This is a genomic window from Paraburkholderia sp. J67, assembly GCF_905220265.1.
Taxonomy (GTDB): domain Bacteria; phylum Pseudomonadota; class Gammaproteobacteria; order Burkholderiales; family Burkholderiaceae; genus Paraburkholderia.
Genome location: NZ_CAJMZK010000010.1, coordinates 48,235 through 68,559, shown reverse-complemented (window position 1 = coordinate 68,559; position 20,325 = coordinate 48,235). Strand labels below are relative to the sequence as shown.

Sequence of the window (20,325 nt, the reverse complement as noted above, 5' to 3'; positions counted from 1 at the left end):
GAAAGCGTATCAATCATGAAATATGGGATTTATTCTAATTTTTATTCGAAATTTCACTATTTTTGGAATTTTTTCACCATCTTTCGATTCGCTTAAACATTGCTGTCGCGAACGCATACCCTTCGCAATCGCCACCTTGTGGACGATTCGCCGCCCGAGTTTTGATTCGAAAACGAACATTGCGGTTGGATTCATTCGCGCGACGATAGCCGCGAGCCCAAACGCGAGGGTGAGAAAGCATTGAAATACCCGACCAAACTGTTCAACCGGCGGTTGCCCGTGCAGGCCAAAGTCAGGCCAAAACGCTGTCGAACGCCCGTCGCCGCAAAACTCAAAATCCCCCGCAACCCCTTGTACGACAAGGCTCCCGGCCGAATTACCCGCTTCCGCGTGAAAAGGACCATTACGCCCCGCAAGCTTGACTTTCGCTTTTTTGCTTTCCAAGTCTTATATAAGACATAAGACATTTGACGGTGCAGGCCAATACCACTAGAATCGCGATCAAAGTGGTACCCGGCCAGCCTCGGCTTGCCAGGAAAACCTTCCCCTGAAACGCAATACCAGCAGGTTCCCCATGCTTGAAAATTTTCGTGCTCACGTAGCCGAACGCGCCGCGCTCGGCATTCCCCCCCTGCCGCTCACCGCTAAGCAAACCGCCGAGCTGGTGGAACTGCTGACGAACCCGCCCGCAGGCGAAGAGCAAACCCTCGTCGACCTGATCACCAACCGCGTGCCCGCAGGCGTGGACGAAGCCGCGCGCGTGAAGGCCGGTTTCCTGGCCGCCGTGGCCAAGGGCGAGACCGCATGCGCGCTGATCTCGCGCGAGCGCGCTACCGAACTGCTCGGCACGATGCTGGGCGGCTACAACATCGAGCCGCTGATCTCGCTGCTGGCCGACGCCGCCGTGGGCGCCGTCGCCGCTGACGCGCTGAAGAAGACCCTGCTGATGTTCGACCAGTTCCACGACGTCAAGGAACTCGCCGACAAGGGCAACGCCAACGCGAAGGCCGTGCTGCAAAGCTGGGCCGACGCCGAATGGTTCACGAGCCGTCCGGAAGTCCCGCAAAGCCTGACCATCACCGTCTTCAAGGTCACGGGCGAAACCAACACCGACGACCTCTCGCCGGCACCGGACGCGACCACCCGCCCGGACATCCCGCTGCACGCGCTGGCGATGCTCAAGAACGCACGTCCCGGCATCACGCCGGAAGAAGACGGCAAGCGCGGCCCGGTCGCGTTCATCGAATCGCTGAAGGAAAAGGGTCACCTGGTTGCCTACGTGGGCGACGTGGTCGGCACGGGCTCCTCGCGCAAGTCGGCGACCAACTCGGTGCTGTGGTTCACGGGCGAAGACATCCCCTTCATCCCGAACAAGCGCTTTGGCGGCGTGTGCCTCGGCAGCAAGATCGCTCCGATCTTCTACAACACGATGGAAGACGCCGGCGCACTGCCGATCGAACTCGACGTGTCGCAAATGGAAATGGGCGACGTGGTCGAACTGCGCCCGTACGATGGCAAGGCACTGAAGAACGGCGCAGTCATCGCCGAATTCCAGGTCAAGTCCGACGTGCTGTTCGACGAAGTGCGCGCAGGCGGCCGTATTCCCCTGATCATCGGCCGTGGCCTGACCGCCAAGGCGCGTGAAGCGCTGGGCCTCGCCCCGTCGACCCTGTTCCGCCTGCCGCAACAGCCGGCCAACAGCGGCAAGGGTTTCTCGCTGGCGCAGAAGATGGTTGGCCGCGCATGCGGTCTGCCGGAAGGCCAGGGCGTGCGCCCGGGCACGTACTGCGAACCGAAGATGACCTCGGTGGGCTCGCAGGACACCACCGGCCCGATGACGCGCGACGAACTGAAGGACCTGGCGTGCCTGGGCTTCTCGGCCGACCTCGTCATGCAGTCGTTCTGCCACACCGCCGCTTATCCGAAGCCGGTCGACGTCAAGACGCACCAGACGCTGCCGAACTTCATCAGCACGCGCGGCGGTATCGCGCTGCGTCCGGGCGACGGCGTGATCCACTCGTGGCTCAACCGCATGCTGCTGCCCGACACCGTCGGCACCGGCGGCGACTCGCACACGCGCTTCCCGATCGGCATCAGCTTCCCGGCGGGTTCGGGTCTGGTCGCCTTCGCGGCCGCCACCGGCACGATGCCGCTGGACATGCCGGAATCGGTGCTGGTGCGCTTCAAGGGCAAGATGCAGCCGGGCGTCACGCTGCGTGACCTCGTCAACGCGATCCCGCTGTACGCCATCAAGCAAGGTCTGCTGACGGTCGCCAAGCAAGGCAAGAAGAACATCTTCTCGGGCCGCGTGCTCGAAATCGAAGGCCTGCCCGACCTGAAGGTCGAGCAAGCGTTCGAACTGTCGGATGCTTCGGCTGAGCGCTCGGCAGCGGGTTGCACGGTTCATCTGAACAAGGAACCGATCATCGAATACCTCAACAGCAACATCACGCTGCTGAAGTGGATGATCGCCCAGGGCTACCAGGACCCGCGCAGCCTCGAGCGTCGTATCAAGGCAATGGAGCAGTGGCTGGCCAAGCCGGAACTGCTGCAACCGGACGCAGACGCGGAATACGCGGCCGTCATCGAAATCGACCTGGCCGACGTGCATGAGCCGATCGTGGCCTGCCCGAACGATCCGGACGACGTGAAGACGCTGTCGGACGTCGCTGGCGCGAAGATCGACGAAGTGTTCATCGGTTCGTGCATGACCAACATCGGTCACTTCCGTGCCGCTTCGAAGCTGCTCGAAGGCAAGCGCGACATTCCGGTCAAGCTGTGGGTCGCGCCGCCGACCAAGATGGACCAGAAGCAACTGACCGAAGAAGGCCACTACGGCGTGTTCGGCACGGCCGGCGCACGTACCGAAATGCCGGGCTGCTCGCTGTGCATGGGTAACCAGGCACAGGTGCGCGAAGGCGCGACGGTCATGTCGACGTCGACCCGTAACTTCCCGAACCGTCTGGGCAAGAACACGAACGTGTACCTCGGCTCGGCGGAACTGGCGGCAATCTGCTCGCGCCTGGGTCAGATCCCGACCAAGGAAGAGTACATGGCCGACATGGGCGTGCTCAACGCGAACGGCGACAAGATCTACAAGTACATGAACTTCGACCAGATCGAAGACTTCAAGGAAGTGGCTGACACCGTGCAGATCTAAATCTGCTTCGTAGCACCACGTAAAAACGCCGCAGGCTTGATGCCTGCGGCGTTTTTTTATTGGTGGGTATGAGTCGGCGGATTATCTGGAACGGAGGGCGGCGCATGTGCGTGACGGCGCAAAAGGTAACCGCTAATGGGAAACGGCGAATCGGCTCACTCGCTGCCAGGCACCTGAATCGCCGCCCGGCCTTTCAGCCACAACCCAAACTCCCGCATCACCTCTACGACCGGCAGCAAGCGCAGCCCATCCTCGGTCAGCCGATACTCAACCCGCACCGGCACTTCCGGAAACACCGTGCGCAGCACCAACCCCGCCTCTTCCAGCGCACGTAGGTCGAGCGTGAGCATACGTTGTGAAATCCCCGGCATGTCGCGCCGCAGATCGTTGAAGCGCTTCGGCCCATCGAGCAGATACGACACCAGCAAGAGACGCCAGCGGCCGCCCAACAGACGCATCGACTCTTCGACCGAGCAACCCGTCGCGCTCTGTTTCATTTCAGCGCGTGCTCACTGCGCGACATACACCGCCGTGCCCGCCTGCGCGATGGTCTCGCTCATTTCGTCGGGCAGCGGCTTGTCGGTAAAGAGCGCGTGAATCTGGTTCAGATGCCCCTGGCGCACCAGCGCAGGCCGTCCAAACTTCGAGTGATCGGTGACGAGATAGACGGTGCGCGCGTGCTGGATGATCGCCTCGGCCACCCGCACTTCGCGCGTATCGAAGTCGCGCAGGGTGCCGTCGGTCTCGATCGCCGAGGTGCCGATAATCGCGTAATCCACCTTGAACTGGCGGATGAAGTCGATCGTCAATTCGCCCACGATGCCCTTGTCCCAAGGCCGCACGATGCCGCCCGTGATGAGCACCTCGCACTCGGGATAGCCGCTCATCATGCTCGCCACGTTGAGGTTGTTGGTGATGACGCGCAGGCCACGATGCCGATTGAGTGCGCGCGCAACTTCTTCGGTCGTCGTGCCGAGGTTGATGAAAAGCGAAGCCTGATCGGGAATATGCGAAGCCGCGAGCGCACCGATGCGGCGCTTCTCGTCGTGGAACATCTGCTGGCGTGCGCTATAGGAAACGTTCTCGGCGCTCGTGGGCAGTGCAGCGCCGCCGTGGTAGCGGCGCAGCAGATTCATGTCGGCGAGCCAGTTGACGTCGCGGCGGATGGTCTGCGGCGTCACGTCGAAATGCGCGGCCAGATCGTCGACGGTCACGAAGCCGTCACGCTGCACCCATTCGAGCAGCTCCTGCTGGCGCGCGTTGAGGGTGAGGCGGGGGTCTCGTGTCATGGTCTCGTGGGGTGCGGGTAAGGGGTGTCGTCTATTGTAAGGGCTGTCGCGCAAGGCGTTGCGCCCATAGCAGATCCAGCGCGAAGCAACTGACGAATCCGACTTTGGGTCCCGCGCCGCCGCCGCTAAGATCGCCGCTCCAATAAACAAAAGTACTAGAACAACGACGATGAGATACACGGCCGCCCTTCGCGCTTCCTCCCGCACTTCCCGACCATCCCAGCCATCCATACCGCGCCTGCCGCGCCTACGTCTGGCCGCCGCCGTCATCGCAGGCGCGCTCGCGCTTGCCGCATGCGGCGGCTCCGATAGCGTCACCTCCCAGGTAAGCGCGGCGGCCACAGCGCACAAGCAACCGAACATTCTGTACATCATGGCCGACGATCTCGGCTACTCGGACATTCACGCGTTCGGCGGCGAAATCAACACGCCCAATCTCGACGCGCTGGTGGCCTCGGGCCGTATTCTCACGAATCACCATGCGGGCACGGTCTGCGCGATCACGCGCTCGATGCTGATCTCGGGCACCGATCACCATCTCGTAGGCGAAGGCACGATGGGCGTGCCCACTGACGAGCGCAAAGGTCTGCCCGGCTACGAAGGCTATCTGAACGACCGTGCGCTGTCGGTCGCGCAACTACTCAAGGACGCGGGCTATCACACCTACATGGCGGGCAAGTGGCACCTGGGATCGGGCATCGTCGGCAGTGCCTCGGGCAGCGGTCAGACGCCCGATCAATGGGGCTTCGAACACAGCTATGCGCTGCTTGGCGGCGCAGCCACGAATCACTTCGCGCACGAACTGGCGGGCTCGCAGAACTACACAGAGGACGGACAGTACGTGCAGCCTGGGCAACCGGGTCAGCCCGGCGGTACGGGCGGCAACCCCGCTGTGTTCTACTCGACCAACTTCTATACGCAGAAGCTGATTTCCTATATCGATTCGAACAAGGGCGACGGCAAGCCGTTCTTCGCTTACGCGGCCTTTACCTCGCCGCACTGGCCGTTGCAGGTGCCGGACCCGTGGCTGCATAAATATGCGGGCGTCTACGATGCGGGCTATGACGCCATCCGCAATGCGCGCATCGCGCGACAAAAGGCGTTAGGTCTGATTCCCGCCGACTTCCAGCCGAATCCGGGCCTGGCCGAAACGCTCACACGCTCGCCCGCCACGGCAAACAACGGCACCGCAAGCGCGAAGTACATCAGCGCGGTGCATCCGGCATCGGCGGGTTATTCCGATTATGGCCAGGGCAACGTGGACAAACTCTGGGCCAGCCTCTCGCCCGCCGAGCGCAAGTCGCAGGCGCGCTACATGGAAATTTATGCGGGCATGGTCGAGAATCTCGACTACAACATCGGACTCCTGATTCAACATCTGAAGGACATCGGCGAGTACGACAACACCTTCATCATGTTCCAGTCGGACAACGGCGCGGAAGGCTGGCCGATCGACTCGGGCGCCGATCCCACGGCCACCGACACGGCCAACTCGCAGGAGCCCACCTACTCGGCGCTCGGCACCGACAACGGCAAGCAGAACGCGCAGCGTCTGCAATACGGCCTGCGCTGGGCCGAGGTGAGCGCAGCACCGTTCCGCTACACGAAGGGCTATTCGGCGGAAGGCGGCGTATCGGTGCCGACGATCGCGCATTTGCCGGGGCAAACCACCCAGGCGGCGACGCTGCGCGTGTTCACGCACGTCACCGACGACACCGCGACCTTCCTCGACGTAGCCGGCGTCACGCCGCCTTCGACGCCCGCGCCCGCGCTCGTGAGCGCGCTCACCGGCGTCGACCAGAACAAGGGCAAGGTGGTCTACAACAACCGCTATGTGTACCCGGTCACGGGCAAGTCGCTGCTGCCGCTCATCCAGGGCACGAGTACCGCCGAAGTCCACACCACCGCGTTTGGCGACGAGGCTTATGGCCGCGCCTATCTGCGTAGCGCCGATGGCCGCTGGAAGGCGCTCTGGACCGAGCCGCCGCTCGGACCGGCGGACGGTCACTGGCAGCTCTACGACATTAGCGCCGATCGCGGCGAAGTCAACGATGTGTCCACGCAGAATCCTTCGGTGATCCAGTCGCTCATCCAGCAATGGAACGACTACATGACGAGCGTGGGCGGCGTGGAACCGCTGCAGCCGCACGGCTATTACTGAGGACCGGCGATGCGCTTCTGGTTCACCGGCGCGGCGCTCGGCGCCGCGATCTTCGCGGCGGCCTTCGCCTTGACCTACGAAACGCATGCGAGCGCGCGCACCGCGCCGGGTGCGGCGTTCGACACGCTCAACGAAGGCCGGCCGCTCGCCGCGCTCGGCAACGATCGGCAATGCGAGCGCTACAGCGGCCTGCCCGCGCGCTGGCGTGACGATCCGAAGGCGGGCATGGTGCATCTGCACAGCGGCGCGTTCCTGTTCGGCAGCACGCGCGGCTATCCGGACGAGCGTCCGGATAGCGGTGGCGGCACGACGCGTGTCGGCGGCTTCTGGATCGATCAGCATGACGTAACAATCGCGCAGTTCGCGGCTTTCGTCGCGGCCACGGGCTATGTGACGGAAGCCGAAAAGCAGGGCGGCGCAGCGGTCTTCCACGTGCCGACGCGCGACGAGATGAACACGCGCGATCTCGCGTGGTGGTCATGGGTCGATGGCGCGTCGTGGCGGCATCCGCAAGGGCCCGCCAGCAACGTCGACGGCAAGGGCAATCTGCCCGTGACGCTCGTCACGCTGCACGACGCGCTCGCTTACGCCCAGTGGCTCGGCCGCGACCTGCCCACCGAGGCCGAATGGGAGTACGCGGGCAAGGCGGGTCACAACGACGCGAGCCTCGACGCCGCCCCCGTGGATGCGCAGGGCAAGCCCGCTGCGAACTACTGGCAAGGCGTGTTCCCCGTGCTGAACACCGCCGAGGACGGCCACGCCGGGCTCTCGCCCGTGGGTTGCTATGCGTCCAATGACTTCCGCCTGTACGACATGATCGGCAACGCGTGGGAATGGACCAAGGACGTCTATAGCGGCCCGCACCAGTCGCACACGAACGGCGACACCGCCGCCGTGGCGCCCGCCTCGCATCGGCACGATACGGCGATGGTCATCAAGGGCGGCTCGTTCCTGTGCTCGCGCGATTACTGCGTGCGTTACCGGGCGTCGTCGCGCGAGCAGCAGGAGGCGGATCTCGCGGCATCGCATATCGGCTTTCGCACGGTGTTGAGGGATCCGGCATGAAGCGCGCTTCGACTTTCATGGCTTCATGCGCGCTCGCGCTCGGCGCCACGTGGCCGCTGGCTTATGCATCGGCACCGCCTGGCAACGGCGCGACACAGGTTGCGCCCGCAACGATCCGCGTGGGCGTGACGCCCGGCACGCACGCGCAGATCATGGACGAGGTCAAACGCGTGGCGGCCGCGCGCGGCTTGCCCATCGACGTGATGGTCTTCGACGACGCTTCGCGTATCGACGCGGCGCTCGCCGCGGGCCGTATCGACGCCGCCAGCTTCGAGGACAGCACGCGCCTCGACGCCACACGCGCCGCGCACGGCTACGCGCTCGCCAGCGTGGCGCCGACCGTCACCTTGCCGATGGCGCTGTATTCGCGCCGTTTGCGCAGCCTCACGCAGTTGCGGCCCGGCGCGACCGTGGCGATTCCCGCCGATGCGCCCGGCACGGCGCGCGCGCTCGTGCTGCTGCAGAACGACACGCTCGTCATGTTCCGCGACAGCGCGGGACTGCACGCCACGACGCGCGATATCACGGGCAACCGGCTGCATCTGAAGATCGTGACCGTGCCGCGCGAGCGGCTCGTGAAAGCGCTCGATTCGGCGGACGTCGTGGCGATCACGAGCGAGGATGCCGCGCACGCGGGCCTCTTCCCCGCGCGCGACAGCATCAGCTTCGAAGATGCGCGCTCGCCCTACGCGGATGTGCTGACGGTGCGCGATGCGGATCGCTCGGCACCTTGGGTCGGTGCGCTGGTCTCCGCTTATCACTCCGATGATGTCGCGCGCTTCATCCTCACGCGCTATCAGGATTCGGTGCGGCGGCCGTGGTAGAACGCACCTGGTCACTTGCCTGCAACGCCTGCGGCAAATGCTGCAATAGCCCGCCCGCGCTCTCGTTGCGCGAGTGGTTCGCGCATCGCTCGGTGTTCATCGGCAGCGTTGCAATCGAGCGCGTCGCGCCACGGCGCGCGGGTGAGCGGCTTGTCGCGGGCGGCATCGAACACGTGCTCGATGCGCAGGATGTCGAGGATCACGACGCGCTCGCCAACACGCTCTTTCATCGTGCGAGCGGGCGCGAAGCGAGCTGGATTTCGGTGACGCTGCAGGGCTACGACTATCCTTCGTCGGCCCGTTGCCCGGCGCTGGCCCAGGACGGCCGCTGCACGTTGCACGACGCGGGCAAACCCACGCGTTGTGCCGCCGTGCCGCTCGATCCGCTCGTGCCGGACGGCTGGCAGGCGGTGGCGCTGGGCGCGCGGCGCGACGGCATCCGTGCGCTTGGCGCCGACTGCATCCGCGAGGGAGTCGAAGCGCTTGCCATCCCCTTGCTCGATGGCGCGCGCGTGATCGACAAGCAGGCGCTCGAACGCGACCGCGCAGCGCTCGTGTTTGAACGCAAGGTCTGGCGCGATGCGTTGGCTGCGGCGCTATCCGCAGCACCCGCCTCGCTCGCGGCGCTTGCACCCGGGGCGCGACTCACTATGCCGCCCGTGCCCGCGCTGCTTACCGTGGCGCGCGTATCGCCCGCGTGCCACGCGGCGTGCCTCGATATCATCGGCAAACAGCGCGCGCTGATCGAAGCGAGCGTCGCCGCCGCGCTCGTGCGACGCCGTCACGACGAGCGCGCCTTCACGCAGGAGTTACGCGGCTTCGCGCAGGCATACGCGCGCGCGTTCGACGAACTATCACGCTCGCCCACGCCAAACTCGTCCGATCCGCCATTCGCACGCGACGTGGAAAGCTGGCTCGGCGTGAACTAAAAAACGGGCGGGATCGCTCGCCCGCCTGACAGAACCCGTTCCCCTTCCCAGGCGCGGCCCTCGCTCGCGCACGCCCCGCAAGAGGGTAAATACCGACAAAATCCCTTCACGCCAGAAAGCAACCAGAAGGGCTCTTTTTTTTATACTTGCCACCAATCCGAAACTACCGATGGGCCGCCGTAGCCCGCCGGAGCACCGTCCACCAAGAGGAGACACGCCCCCATGCCTTTTCGCGCCCAGCATCCCGGTCGCGCCCTGTTGCTCTGCATCGCGCTAGGCGCGGCTGTGGCAGGCATCAGCGCGCCGGTGTGGGCGCAGGCGCAGCCGGCCGCTCCTCAGCCGGCCACCCCCATCCGGCTGATGATGGGTGGCATGTCCAAGATCGTCTATCTGCCGGTGGTGCTGGCCGCGCGGCTGGGCTATTTCCGCGACGAAGGGCTCGACGTCCAGGTGGTGTCCGGCCCGGCGGGCATCGACACCTCCACGGAGCTGATCGCAGGCGCGATCGAAGGCGCAGTGGGCTTCTACGACCACACGCTCGATCTGCAAAGCCGTGGCCAGGACGTGCTCTCGGTGGTCGTCTTCCAGCGCGCCGCCGGGCTGGCCGAACTGGCCTCCACGCGCTCCGAAGGCGGCCGCGCGCTGGCCCGCTCGGGCTCGATGCGCGAGGCCAAGGGACGGCGTCTTGGGGTGACAGGCTTCGGCTCCTCCACCTGGGTCGTCACGCGCTTTCTGGCGGCGGGCGCCGGGGTCGCGCCGGGCGACTACACGGTGGTGCCGCTCGCGACCGACACGCGCTTCATCGAAGCGATCCAGCAAGGCAGCATCGACGCGGGCATGGTCGAGGAACCCACGGCCACGCGCCTCTTGTCGAGCGGCGCCGCGCAGATGGTCGCCGACATGCGCAGCGTGGAAGGCTCGCAGCGCTGGCTGGGCGGCCCGTACGCGGGCGCCTGCCTGTACATGCGCCGTAGCTGGGTGGATGCCCATGAACACGAGACCGCGCAACTGGTGCATGCCTTGGTGCGCGCGCTGCGCTACCTCGACACGCACTCCGCGCAGGCCATCGCCGACACCCTGCCGCCCGAGCTGACCGGCGCGGATCGCGCGGGTTATGTCACCGCGCTCGCCTCGGCGCAGCCCGCGTTCTCGCACGACGGCCAGATGCCGGAGGGCGCGCCACAGACCGTGCTGCGCGTGCTGATCGCGGCGGGCTCGGGATTGACGGCGCGGCACGTCGACCTTTCGAAAACCTGGACCAACGCCTTCGTCACCGGCGCACAGTCCGATGCGCCCAAGGGCGCGCCGTAGCAGCCCCAGCAGTTCAGCGAACACTACCAGCGTCGAATGCAGCCACAAGGCGAGCGGCACGGCGGTCCGTCAGGTCATGGCGGCCGCTGCGGGCGTACTCGTCTCTCATCAAAGGATGTCCAACATGTCTACTGCCATCAACACCGCACCGGGCGACTCGAAAGCGCGCACCGTGTTCCGCGCGGTCAGCGGCAACTTCCTCGAAATGTACGACTTCATGGTGTACGGCTACTACGCCGCCGCCATCGGCACGGCGTACTTTCCCGCCGGCAACGAGTTCGTCTCGCTGATGCTCGCGTTCTCCGTGTTCGGCGCGGGCTTTCTGATGCGCCCGCTCGGCGCGATCGTGCTGGGCGCCTACATGGACCGCCACGGCCGCCGCAAGGGCCTCATCATGTCGCTCACGCTGATGGCGATCGGCACGATGTGCGTGGCCTTCGTGCCGGGCTACGCGACCATTGGCCTGCTCGCCCCGGCGCTCGTGCTGATCGGGCGTCTGCTGCAAGGCTTCTCGGCGGGCGCTGAACTGGGCGGCGTCTCGGTCTATCTCGCCGAAATCGCCACCAAGGGCAACCGCGGCTTCTACTGCGCGTGGCAGTCGGCCAGCCAGCAAGTGGCCGTGGTGTTCGCCGCCGCGCTCGGCGTGCTGCTCAACAGCCTCGTGCCTGCCCAGGCGATGACGAGCTGGGGCTGGCGCGTGCCGTTCGTGATCGGCTGCCTGATCGTGCCCTTCCTGCTCTATATCCGCCGCACGCTGCGCGAATCCGACGAATTCACGGCGCGCCGTCATCATCCGAGCCTCGGCGAAATCACCCGCGCGATCGTGGCCAACTACGGCATCGTGCTCGCGGGCATGGGCCTCGTCATCATGACGACCACTTCGTTCTACCTGATCACGGCCTACACGCCCACCTTCGGCAAGGTCGTGCTCAAGCTCTCCTCGTACGACGCGCTGCTCGTGACGGTCTGCGTGGGCGTCTCGAACTTCATCTGGCTGCCGATCGCGGGCGCCGTGTCCGACCGCATCGGCCGCGCCCCCGTGCTGATCGCCTGCACCGCGCTGACCGTGTTCACCGCTTACCCGGCGATGCAGTGGCTCGTGGGCGCACCGTCGTTCGCAACGCTGCTGGTGGTCGAGCTGTGGCTCTCGACGCTCTATGCGTGGTACAACGGTGCGATGGTCGTCGCGCTGACCGAGCTGATGCCGGTCCACGTGCGCACCACGGGCTTCTCGATGGCGTATAGCCTCGCCACGCTCGTGGGCGGCTTCACGCCGGCCATCTCCACCTGGCTGATCCACCTGACCGGCGACAAGGCCGTGCCGGGCGCATGGATGAGCGTCGCCGCCGTGTGCGGCATGGTGGCGACCCTGTTCCTGTACCGCGCGAAGGCCACCCGCGAGCAATACAAGACGGCCTGACCGGCCTGCATCATTTCCGGAAACACGCATGAGATTGCTGCTCGTCGAAGACAACGAACAACTCGCGCACTGGCTCGTGCGCACGCTAAGCGACGACGGCTTCATGATCGACCACGTCGGCGACGGCGAGGCCGCCGAGGACGCGCTGCGCGCCTCGTCCTACGACGTGGTGCTGCTCGACCTCAACCTGCCGCGCATGTCGGGCAAAGCGCTGCTGCGCCGCATGCGCGGTCGCGGCGACGCCACGCCCGTGCTGATCCTCACGGCCACGGGCGCCATCGACGAAAAAGTGGTGTGCCTGGGCGCCGGCGCCGACGACTACATCGTCAAACCCTTCGACGCGCGCGAGCTGGTGGCGCGCGTCAAGGTGCTGGCGCGCCGCCAGGCGCCCTCGCGCTCGAACCGCATCCGCTGCGGCAATCTGCTTTACGACATGGACAGCCGGCGCTTCTATCTGGACGAGGAAGCGCTCACGCTCACGCCGCGCGAACATACCGTGCTGGAAACGCTGATCCTGCGCGCGAAAAAGACCGTCTCGAAGGCCGCGCTCGCGGAATCGGTCAGCGACGCCGATGCGCCCACCAGCGAGGACGCCATCGAAATCTACGTCTCGCGTCTGCGCAAGAAGCTCGAAAAGAGCACGGCGACCATCATCACGCTGCGCGGCCTCGGCTATCTGCTCGAAGATGCCGAAGCGGACGAGTGAGCTTCCTCCCTTCTTTCATCGCCTGGGGCCGCCATGAGGCCCACCAATAGCCTGCGCGTGCGCCTGCTGCTCTGGCTCGTGCTGCCGATGACCTTGTTCATCGCGGCGGCCGGGCTGATCACGCGCGGCAACGCCTGGCGCACGGCCAACCTGCTACAGGACGACGCGCTGCTGTCGGCGGCGCGCGTCATGGCAGGCGACATCGGCTGGGAAGGCAACACGCTGAGCGCGTCGATCTCGCCCAGCGCGATCGAGATCCTGCGCACGCCGCACCGCGATCAGGTGTTTTTCCGCGTGCAGGAAATCGGCGGGCCGATCATCGCGGGCACCTCGGACTTTCCGCAGCGCGTGCCCGCCACCTCGCCGCAGTGGTACGACGCCGAGGTCAACGGCACGCCCATCCGCGCGGTCTCACTGATTCGGCCGATGTACGACGCAGGCGCGACGCGCCGCGTGATCGTCTCGGTCGGACGCACGCTGTACGAGCGCGACGCGATGGCGGGTGCGCTCTGGCGTCCGCAGATGTTCTATTTCGCGGGCATCGTCACGGCCGCGGTGATACTCGTGTGCGTCGGACTCACGCTGGAGCTGCGCCCGCTCACGCGCCTCGCGCGCGGTCTGCCGCAGCGCGTGCGCACGTCGCCGAGCATGGCGTCGGTGCGTATCGACGTCGAGCCGCTGCGTACCGAACTACGCCCTATCGTCAGCGCGTTCAACGCCTGTCTCGATCTGATCGAGCGGCAGACGGCCATGCAGCGCCGCTTCATCGCCGATGCCGCGCATCAGTTGCGCACGCCGCTCACGCTGCTCGGCACGCAGTTGCAATATGCGCGCCGCCAGCAGGACCCCGAGCGGCTGCATGAGACGCTGCAGGCGATGCATCAGAGCAATCGATCGCTCGTCGGGCTCACCAACCAGCTACTGACGCTTGCGCAGGCCGAGTCTGCGGATTACACGCAGTTCGAAGGCGTGCCCGTGGATATGCGCGCGGTCGCGACGGGTGTGATCGAGCAACTGGCGCTGCTCGCGCAGCGGCGGCGCGTTGAACTTGTGGCGACGCTTGCCGAGAAAGCCGAGGTCATGGGCAACGAGCAACTGCTTTCGGTGCTGGTGTTCAATCTCGTCGATAACGCGATTCGTTATTCGCCCGAGGGCGGCACGGTGGTTGTGGCGCTCACGGCGGGTGCGAACACCCACATGCTCACGGTCGCCGATGAGGGCGCTGGAATCGCCGATGAGCTACGCGACAAGGTGTTCGAACCGTTTTTCCGGGCGTCGACTTTGCCGGGCAGTGGTTTGGGACTTGCGATCGTGCGCGAGATCGCGCGCGCGCATGGTGCGGAGGTCAAGCTCGAACGAGGCGGGCAAGGGCGTGGGACGGTGGCAGTGGTGGAGTTTGCGGTGGGGTGAGCGGGCTGCTGCCGCGCCGGGAATCATCCCAACCAGCAAGGTGAATGACCGCGAACTGACTACTCATCCCATAGGACGGCTGATTTAATACACAGCGAAAAATCCAGGTCGACGCAAATTTCTCAGACGATGAAAAGAATTGTCACACGCCATTGACGCCAGAACTCCACACAAAGAGAGTCGTTTAATTGTCCTCACAACGGAACGACCTGGAGTTCAAACGATATGCCGGAAGCATATATCGATGGTAGCGCCATTCCCTACTGCAAGATCAATTTTCTTAGATTGAGTTGGACGGTAAAGGAGAGTTGCCAGTGTGTCCGTGGAGTCGGATTATCTTCGGATCAGCCTCCACCTGCCGACAAATCAGCGCCACCGCCCCGACCGAAGCCCGAGCCAGTCAGGAAGAAAGACGCCGCGGACACGCTGATTGCCATCCTGGACGGCATAGAGCGCTTCAAGGCCTGGCGAGACGCACCTCCGGCTCCGAGGCCACCGCAAAAGCCCAAAGTAGTTCCACGATTCGATATTCAGCAATTTCCTGATGCGATGCGCGCCGAAGCCATGCCTGTCGCAGCAAAGCTTATGGAACGATGGTTTGCGGGGCAACTGAACTACTCTCCGACCGACGCCGATGAGGACAATGAGATAAATCAGGATGGAAACCCCTATCCTGAGGGCATGATTGATCGAACAACGATCAAGATGAAATGGGTACTCTCCTATGGCCGGGCGAAGCGAGCATACGATGAATTAATAGAGACGCGAATTTACAACGAAAGAGCCTACGCTGTATTGCAAAGAAGACTGCGCCCTTACGCAGACCGCATTGACCTCAAACCGTGGGATTTATGTGCCAGCGATCTGCATCTCCTGCATAAGCATTTTCAGTTTCAAAGGATGCCTGTAGGCGTCACACTGGCAGAGAAGAACGGTATGATTGTCGTTCCGAGCTATGCCCTGGCCGATGTCGCCGGTGTTCGATGGCTCGATTCTCCAGTCGTTGTTGGTGCAAGCGTCCCGTCAAGCATTTACGAGGAAGGGAAAGTATTTTTTCCGGTAAGAAATCGCGATTTCCGGGAGTGGCAATTGAAGCATAAGCGTGGCGGAGATTTCATAATCTTCTCAAATTACATATCACTTAGACTTCCGATGCCAATACGCGTTTTCATAGGATAAGTTGGCGATGTCAAGATCAATTTTATTCGCTGCGTCACTGATTTTTTTCATATCTTTCACCATTGAAATCCTTCTTCTCATAGTAGCAAGTGGAGAAAGAAAGAGCAGGTTTGTAAAGATTGTACGTCGCTACGGATTCGTTTTTATTCTTATAGGAGTAACGTTTCACGCATCCAACTATTACGACATCGCGATGAAGCGAGAGGCCGTATCGAAGTTCCATGATGACAAGTCAGATTCGGACAGGGGAATATATACAGCACGCTATGGCTATATGGGAAACCGAATGATACTTTTACGTGTTTACCGAACGTCAGATATGAGCTTGCTCGCTGAGCGGACTTACTACGATTCCGAAGCACCGTTATTAGCATGGTCGCAAGATCGCCTGTCCTATGGGCCTAATGATGGCGACTTCATCAAACTCCCGCCGACTTTGTTAGACCGCCTTCGTGCTCGCTTGCCCTAAGGCCTCGGAGAGCAGGCACAGCGACCCGTTTAGCGCCTCGCCGATAATCAAGCGCCACGCGAGAAAGCCGCGGCCGCCTCGTCTAATTCGTGAACTTGCTGATTTCCAGCCTCAAGTTGCAACTTCGCCAAACAGTCGACATCGCCACCAGACCCAGCGGCCAATTGCGAAGTCGACTTTGACGGAAGCACTTCCGGCTATCCCTGTCCCCTTCCTTCCCGCGACTTACAAACCCACCCCACCGGCGCGTGAACGGCATACGATGGCGCGACATAACATCGACCCGTTTCACTCCCCGGGGGTAATCCATGCCTATCAGCGCCGTCGGCGGTTCATCTGGCGATCCCACTTCGTTCTACGCGTACTGGAGGTCTGGGCCGAGCGCCGTCGACACCGCATCGTCGGGCGACACGCCGCTGTCTTCCGACGATGCGTCATCGGACCTTTCGGACAATTCGGACAGTTCAAGCGCCGATCCGCTCGCGCAGGCCGTCGCGGCCGCGCTGGATTCGCTCGGAACGGGCTCGGCAAGCGACTCTGGCGATTACGACGACTTCGCCGACCTGTCGGACAGCACGTCGAACAACGATGCCACCCCCGCCGATAAACTCGCCGCGCTTCAGCAATTCCTCGGCTCGCTGTTCCAGGCCGCGGGACAACAAAGCAGCGTAACGTCCGCGAGCTATGGCAGCGATCTCGCCTCGGCGGTGTCGGGCCTCGCGCAGTCGTCTTCGGCCAGTAGCAGTCTGGCTTCGAATTACCAGAACCTGTTGCTATCGCTGGGCATATCGCCGGCTGACGTGTCGGTCGGCACCAGCCTGGATCTTCAGCATTTCCTTTCGACGCTCGCGAGCAATCTACAGACGCAAGGCGCTTCGTCAGCGAGCGGCCTGTTCATCGATACTTCGGCCTGAGCGGTCATAGAGCAATCCCTGAAAGGCCTACCGGTGTCTCGGTGGTACCTGTCGCGCCGGGCGGTTTCGCCGGCGCGCTTTTTTTCGCGCATCGACAATCGATGCGGCGAATTCAGGCCTGGATTTCGACCAGGGCTTCCGGCACTTGCGCGGGATCGGGCACAAACACGTAGCCCTTGCCGCGCACTGTATGGATATAGCGCGGGGCTGCGGGATCGTCTTCCACCACGCGGCGCAGTCTCCAGATCGGCACGTCGAGGCTGCGTTCGCGGAATTCGCGCGCGTCGCGATGCACGATGTCGTGAATCAGCGTGCGCGTGAGCACCTTGTACGGATGCGTGGCGAAGATCTTGAGCAGCGCGAATTCGCTTTCGCGCAGCGGGATTGGCGTGCGTTCGCGCGAGAGCGTACGCATCGTGAAATCGAGTTCGAACGGGCCGAACTGATAGCGCGTGCGCACTTCGGGCGCGCTCGCCGTGGAGGGTCCGCGCCGGCGCAGGATGTTCTGGATGCGCACGAGCAGTTCGTGTGGATCGAAGGGCTTGGGCAGATAATCGTCCGCGCCTAGCGTGAGGCCGCGAATGCGATCGGACACGCTGCCGCGCGCGCTCACGAAAATCACGGGAATATCGTCGCCGGCCGCGCGCAACGCAGCGATGGCTTCGAGGCCGTCGGTCTGCGGCATCATGATGTCCAGCACGACAATCGAAGGCCGTTCGCGTTCGAGACGGCGTAGCAAATGCTTGCCGTCATGCAGGACTGCCGTATCGAAATCGTGCGAGCGCAAGAAACGGCTCAGCAGGTCGCGCACGACGGGATCGTCGTCAACTATGAGGACACAGGGCTTCATGCGCGAATTTTAAAGCAGCGCCCGTGCCCGTATGGGGGGCGTTTTCTTTCCGTTCCTTTCCTGTACAACGCGGCTTTGCGCCTTGTTTTGCAACGCTCAACCGCAGAAAGTCAGCCCCCAGAGCAGCGCCAGCAGCGCGGACGACGTGAGCCACCCTGCGAACGCCACCGCGCTGATTGCTATGAGCAGTAACACACCGGCCGCTGCGAACCATGCCGATTTCATGCCGCCTGCACCGCGCTTTCAGGCAAATGCCCGACGCGCGGGTCGTCGATCGGCAGATGTAGCAGCCCGGACACCACGCCAAGCGCGATCGAACCATACCAGAGCCATGCATAGGAATGCGTAGCATCGAACACCACGCCGCCCAGCCACACCCCGAAGAAGCTGCCAAGCTGATGACCGAAGAATACGAACCCGAATAGCGTGGCGATATACCGCACGCCAAACACCTGCGAGACGATGCCGTTCGTGAGCGGCACGGTGCCGAGCCACATGAGCCCCATCGCGAAGGAGAATATATAGAGGCTCGCGGATGTGAGCGGCAGCGTAATGAATAGCGCCATCGCGGCGGCGCGCGCGAAGTAAATGCCCGAGAGCAGATACTTGCGGCGCAGCAGGCCGCCCGCGTAGCCACACAGGAACGTGCCCGCCGTATTGGCCAGCGCGATGATGGCAAGGGCCATGCTCGCCTCGCGCGCGCTCATGCCCCGGTCGAGCAGCCATGCGGGCAGATGCGCGCCGATGAAAGCAAGCTGGAAGCCGCACGCGAAGAAGCCCAGATTGAGCAGCCAGAAGCCGCGATGCGCGAGCGCTCCCATCACGGCGGCGCGGATCGTGTCGCCCGGGTGGCTCGGCGAGCCGCTGGCCGCTGGCCGGTCGCGCAGCCATGCCGCGAGCGGCGCGGTCGCAAGCACGACCACCGCCAGCACGCCGATCGCCGCCGACCAGCCGATCGAGCCGATCATCCCTTGCGCGAGCGGCACCATCCAGAACTGCCCGAGCCCGCCGATAGTGCCCGCCACGCCCAGCGCCCAGCCGCGCTTGTCGGCGGGAAAAAGCCGCGATAGTGCCCCATACACGGCGCCGAAGGCCGTGCCCGACAACGCGACGCCGATCAGCACGCCCACGCCGAACGTATAGACGCCCACCGTCGCCGCGTGCGCCATCACCGCGAGGCCGAGCGCGTAGAGCAGCGCGCCCGCGAAGATCACGCGCGCCGAGCCGTAGCGATCCGCGATCATGCCGGTGAGCGGCTGCGCCACGCCCCAGAGCAGGTTCTGCAAGGCGAGCGCGAGGCCGAAGGTCTCACGCGGCCAGCCACGGTCGATCGTCACCGGCAGCAGAAACAATCCCTGCACGTTGCGCACACCCAGCGCCGCGCCCATCACGATGCCGCCCGCCAACACCAGCAGCCAGCGCTGCCGCCATGCCTCTTCGGGTGCCCTCACTGCGGTTCTCCTCGGCGCTTGCCGCGACACGTCCGGTCGCCATGCACGCAGTAAACCGCGCGTGAGGCAAGGTGCTCAAGTGAGTTTTTGGCTTGCTTCACATGCACCGGGCGCATGCGAGTCGCGCTAAAAATCCGCCCTTGAACAAGTTGCAACTTGCAACTAATATAAGTTGCGAATCGCAACTATTCGAGCACACGCATGGACTTCGTCGATCCCCCACCGCAAAACCGCGACACCACCATCCTGGAATTGCGCGACTTCTCGCGAAAGCTGGTGCGCGAGTTGGGTTTCATGCGCGCGACGCTGGCCGACAGCGAACTCGCGCCATCGGCGGTGCATGCCGTGCTGGAGATCGGCATGCAGCCGGGCGTCAACGCGAAAGATCTGGGCCAGACGCTGCGGCTCGACAAATCGAACACCAGCAGACAGGTGGCGCGGCTCGAAGCCGACGGTTTCGTCGAGCGTCGCGCCAGTGCCGACGATGCACGCTCGTCCGAGCTCTATCTCACGGCCGAAGGCCAGAAGCTGCGGCGCAAGATCGACCGGTTTGCCACGGATCAGGTCTCCAATGCCTTGCGACGCATGGTGCCGTCCGATCAGCAGGCGCTGCTGCGCTCGCTCGCGCTTTACGCCGATGCGCTCGCGCAGGACAACGGCGCCAAGGCCATTGCCGTCGATGCAAAAGACGGCCCGCAGATTCTCGAAGGCTACCGTCCCGGCTGCATCGGCGATATCGCGAGTCTGCACGCGCGCTACTACGCGCAGCATTGGCACTTCGGCGCGTTTTTCGAGCAGCGAGTCGCGACGGAACTCGCGGCTTTCGCCGCAGCGTTGCCGGCCACAGGCAAGGCGCTCTGGCTGGGTGTCGAGAACGGCCGCACGCTCGCTTCGCTGGCGATCGACGGCGATCCGCAAACGGGTATTGCGCATCTGCGCTGGTTTATCGTCGACGATAGCTTGCGCGGTTCGGGTATCGGCCGCCAGTTGATGACGCAGGCGATGCGCTTCGTCGACGCTCAGGGCTTTAGCGAGACGTATCTCTGGACCTTCAAGGGACTCGACGCGGCGCGTCACCTCTACGAGTCGTTCGGCTTCGCACTGGCCCAGGAGGCCGAGGGCGCGCAGTGGGGCACCACCGTCACCGAGCAGCGTTTCAGCCGCGTCAATCCGCAGCTTTAACCCAC

At 64.0% G+C, this 20,325-nt stretch carries 18 protein-coding genes; 12 read left to right on the top strand and 6 right to left on the bottom strand.

The annotated features are described in order from the left end of the window. Positions 1 to 9: 9 nt before the first annotated feature. The gene (locus U5782_RS19585) at positions 10 to 444 is read right to left on the bottom strand and encodes a hypothetical protein (RefSeq protein WP_322045531.1); all 435 of its coding nucleotides are present in this window, start codon (positions 442 to 444) and stop codon (positions 10 to 12) included. A gap of 130 nt (positions 445 to 574) precedes the next feature. Between U5782_RS19585 and acnB the strand changes: the two genes are divergently transcribed. Then, positions 575 to 3,160 (top strand): bifunctional aconitate hydratase 2/2-methylisocitrate dehydratase, encoded by a 2,586-nt coding sequence (gene acnB / locus U5782_RS19580; protein ID WP_322045530.1) that lies wholly within the window; start codon positions 575 to 577, stop codon positions 3,158 to 3,160. Between the two features lie 155 nt (positions 3,161 to 3,315). Here the strand turns inward: acnB and U5782_RS19575 are convergent, their stop codons facing one another. Further along, positions 3,316 to 3,657 (bottom strand): helix-turn-helix domain-containing protein, encoded by a 342-nt coding sequence (locus U5782_RS19575; RefSeq protein WP_322045529.1) that lies wholly within the window; start codon positions 3,655 to 3,657, stop codon positions 3,316 to 3,318. Positions 3,658 to 3,669: 12 nt separating this feature from the next. Further along, on the bottom strand, positions 3,670 to 4,449 hold the full coding sequence (locus U5782_RS19570) for a DeoR/GlpR family DNA-binding transcription regulator (protein WP_322045528.1): 780 nt from the start codon (positions 4,447 to 4,449) through the stop codon (positions 3,670 to 3,672). Positions 4,450 to 4,618: 169 nt separating this feature from the next. Between U5782_RS19570 and U5782_RS19565 the strand changes: the two genes are divergently transcribed. The 10 genes from U5782_RS19565 to U5782_RS19520 all read left to right on the top strand — a co-directional run bounded on the left by U5782_RS19565 (position 4,619) and on the right by U5782_RS19520 (position 16,837). Beyond that, complete coding sequence (locus U5782_RS19565; protein ID WP_322045527.1) at positions 4,619 to 6,610, top strand: arylsulfatase; 1,992 nt, start codon at positions 4,619 to 4,621, stop codon at positions 6,608 to 6,610. Positions 6,611 to 6,619: 9 nt separating this feature from the next. Further along, entirely contained in the window at positions 6,620 to 7,675 is a 1,056-nt protein-coding gene (locus U5782_RS19560; protein WP_322045526.1) for a formylglycine-generating enzyme family protein, read from the top strand. Then, complete coding sequence (locus U5782_RS19555) at positions 7,672 to 8,499, top strand: MetQ/NlpA family lipoprotein (protein ID WP_322045525.1); 828 nt, start codon at positions 7,672 to 7,674, stop codon at positions 8,497 to 8,499. The genes U5782_RS19560 and U5782_RS19555 overlap by 4 nt, the downstream gene beginning before the upstream one ends. After that, positions 8,493 to 9,428 (top strand): flagellin N-methylase, encoded by a 936-nt coding sequence (locus tag U5782_RS19550; protein WP_322045524.1) that lies wholly within the window; start codon positions 8,493 to 8,495, stop codon positions 9,426 to 9,428. Before U5782_RS19555 ends, U5782_RS19550 begins: the two co-directional genes overlap by 7 nt. Positions 9,429 to 9,650: 222 nt before the next feature. Continuing rightward, positions 9,651 to 10,739 carry an ABC transporter substrate-binding protein gene (locus U5782_RS19545; protein WP_322045523.1) on the top strand — a complete coding sequence of 363 codons (1,089 nt, stop codon included), beginning with the start codon at positions 9,651 to 9,653 and terminating at the stop codon, positions 10,737 to 10,739. A gap of 124 nt (positions 10,740 to 10,863) precedes the next feature. Then, complete coding sequence (locus U5782_RS19540; RefSeq protein ID WP_322045522.1) at positions 10,864 to 12,159, top strand: MFS transporter; 1,296 nt, start codon at positions 10,864 to 10,866, stop codon at positions 12,157 to 12,159. A gap of 28 nt (positions 12,160 to 12,187) precedes the next feature. Further along, positions 12,188 to 12,865, top strand: coding sequence for a response regulator transcription factor (locus tag U5782_RS19535; RefSeq protein WP_322045521.1), 678 nt, complete (start codon positions 12,188 to 12,190; stop codon positions 12,863 to 12,865). 33 nt (positions 12,866 to 12,898) lie between these two features. Next, positions 12,899 to 14,275, top strand: coding sequence for a sensor histidine kinase (locus tag U5782_RS19530; protein ID WP_322045520.1), 1,377 nt, complete (start codon positions 12,899 to 12,901; stop codon positions 14,273 to 14,275). A gap of 225 nt (positions 14,276 to 14,500) precedes the next feature. Continuing rightward, positions 14,501 to 15,454: a DUF6402 family protein gene (locus tag U5782_RS19525; RefSeq protein ID WP_322045519.1), complete on the top strand. Its 954-nt coding sequence runs from the start codon at positions 14,501 to 14,503 to the stop codon at positions 15,452 to 15,454. Positions 15,455 to 16,231: 777 nt separating this feature from the next. After that, positions 16,232 to 16,837: a hypothetical protein gene (locus U5782_RS19520; RefSeq protein WP_322045518.1), complete on the top strand. Its 606-nt coding sequence runs from the start codon at positions 16,232 to 16,234 to the stop codon at positions 16,835 to 16,837. A gap of 112 nt (positions 16,838 to 16,949) precedes the next feature. Here U5782_RS19520 and U5782_RS19515 read toward each other — a convergent pair whose 3' ends face one another. The 3 genes from U5782_RS19515 to U5782_RS19505 all read right to left on the bottom strand — a co-directional run bounded on the left by U5782_RS19515 (position 16,950) and on the right by U5782_RS19505 (position 19,138). Then, on the bottom strand, positions 16,950 to 17,687 hold the full coding sequence (locus U5782_RS19515) for a response regulator (RefSeq protein WP_322045517.1): 738 nt from the start codon (positions 17,685 to 17,687) through the stop codon (positions 16,950 to 16,952). A gap of 96 nt (positions 17,688 to 17,783) precedes the next feature. Further along, positions 17,784 to 17,912 carry a hypothetical protein gene (locus tag U5782_RS19510; protein ID WP_322045516.1) on the bottom strand — a complete coding sequence of 43 codons (129 nt, stop codon included), beginning with the start codon at positions 17,910 to 17,912 and terminating at the stop codon, positions 17,784 to 17,786. Beyond that, positions 17,909 to 19,138, bottom strand: coding sequence for an MFS transporter (locus U5782_RS19505; protein ID WP_322045515.1), 1,230 nt, complete (start codon positions 19,136 to 19,138; stop codon positions 17,909 to 17,911). The genes U5782_RS19510 and U5782_RS19505 overlap by 4 nt, the downstream gene beginning before the upstream one ends. A gap of 201 nt (positions 19,139 to 19,339) precedes the next feature. On the opposite strand from U5782_RS19505, the gene U5782_RS19500 reads away from it, so the two are divergent. Further along, positions 19,340 to 20,320, top strand: a complete 981-nt coding sequence (locus U5782_RS19500; RefSeq protein WP_322045514.1) for a helix-turn-helix domain-containing GNAT family N-acetyltransferase — start codon at positions 19,340 to 19,342, stop codon at positions 20,318 to 20,320. Positions 20,321 to 20,325: the final 5 nt, after the last annotated feature.

Bases quoted from the DNA above. Each gene is read 5' to 3' on its own strand.
- acnB (WP_322045530.1), top strand. From the start codon at position 575: ATGCTTGAAAATTTTCGTGCTCACGTAGCCGAACGCGCCGCGCTCGGC.
- U5782_RS19575 (WP_322045529.1), bottom strand. From the start codon at position 3,657: ATGAAACAGAGCGCGACGGGTTGCTCGGTCGAAGAGTCGATGCGTCTG.
- U5782_RS19570 (WP_322045528.1), bottom strand. From the start codon at position 4,449: ATGACACGAGACCCCCGCCTCACCCTCAACGCGCGCCAGCAGGAGCTG.
- U5782_RS19565 (WP_322045527.1), top strand. From the start codon at position 4,619: ATGAGATACACGGCCGCCCTTCGCGCTTCCTCCCGCACTTCCCGACCA.
- U5782_RS19560 (WP_322045526.1), top strand. From the start codon at position 6,620: ATGCGCTTCTGGTTCACCGGCGCGGCGCTCGGCGCCGCGATCTTCGCG.
- U5782_RS19555 (WP_322045525.1), top strand. From the start codon at position 7,672: ATGAAGCGCGCTTCGACTTTCATGGCTTCATGCGCGCTCGCGCTCGGC.
- U5782_RS19545 (WP_322045523.1), top strand. From the start codon at position 9,651: ATGCCTTTTCGCGCCCAGCATCCCGGTCGCGCCCTGTTGCTCTGCATC.
- U5782_RS19540 (WP_322045522.1), top strand. From the start codon at position 10,864: ATGTCTACTGCCATCAACACCGCACCGGGCGACTCGAAAGCGCGCACC.
- U5782_RS19535 (WP_322045521.1), top strand. From the start codon at position 12,188: ATGAGATTGCTGCTCGTCGAAGACAACGAACAACTCGCGCACTGGCTC.
- U5782_RS19530 (WP_322045520.1), top strand. From the start codon at position 12,899: ATGAGGCCCACCAATAGCCTGCGCGTGCGCCTGCTGCTCTGGCTCGTG.
- U5782_RS19525 (WP_322045519.1), top strand. From the start codon at position 14,501: ATGCCGGAAGCATATATCGATGGTAGCGCCATTCCCTACTGCAAGATC.
- U5782_RS19520 (WP_322045518.1), top strand. From the start codon at position 16,232: ATGCCTATCAGCGCCGTCGGCGGTTCATCTGGCGATCCCACTTCGTTC.
- U5782_RS19515 (WP_322045517.1), bottom strand. From the start codon at position 17,687: ATGAAGCCCTGTGTCCTCATAGTTGACGACGATCCCGTCGTGCGCGAC.
- U5782_RS19510 (WP_322045516.1), bottom strand. From the start codon at position 17,912: ATGAAATCGGCATGGTTCGCAGCGGCCGGTGTGTTACTGCTCATAGCA.
- U5782_RS19500 (WP_322045514.1), top strand. From the start codon at position 19,340: ATGGACTTCGTCGATCCCCCACCGCAAAACCGCGACACCACCATCCTG.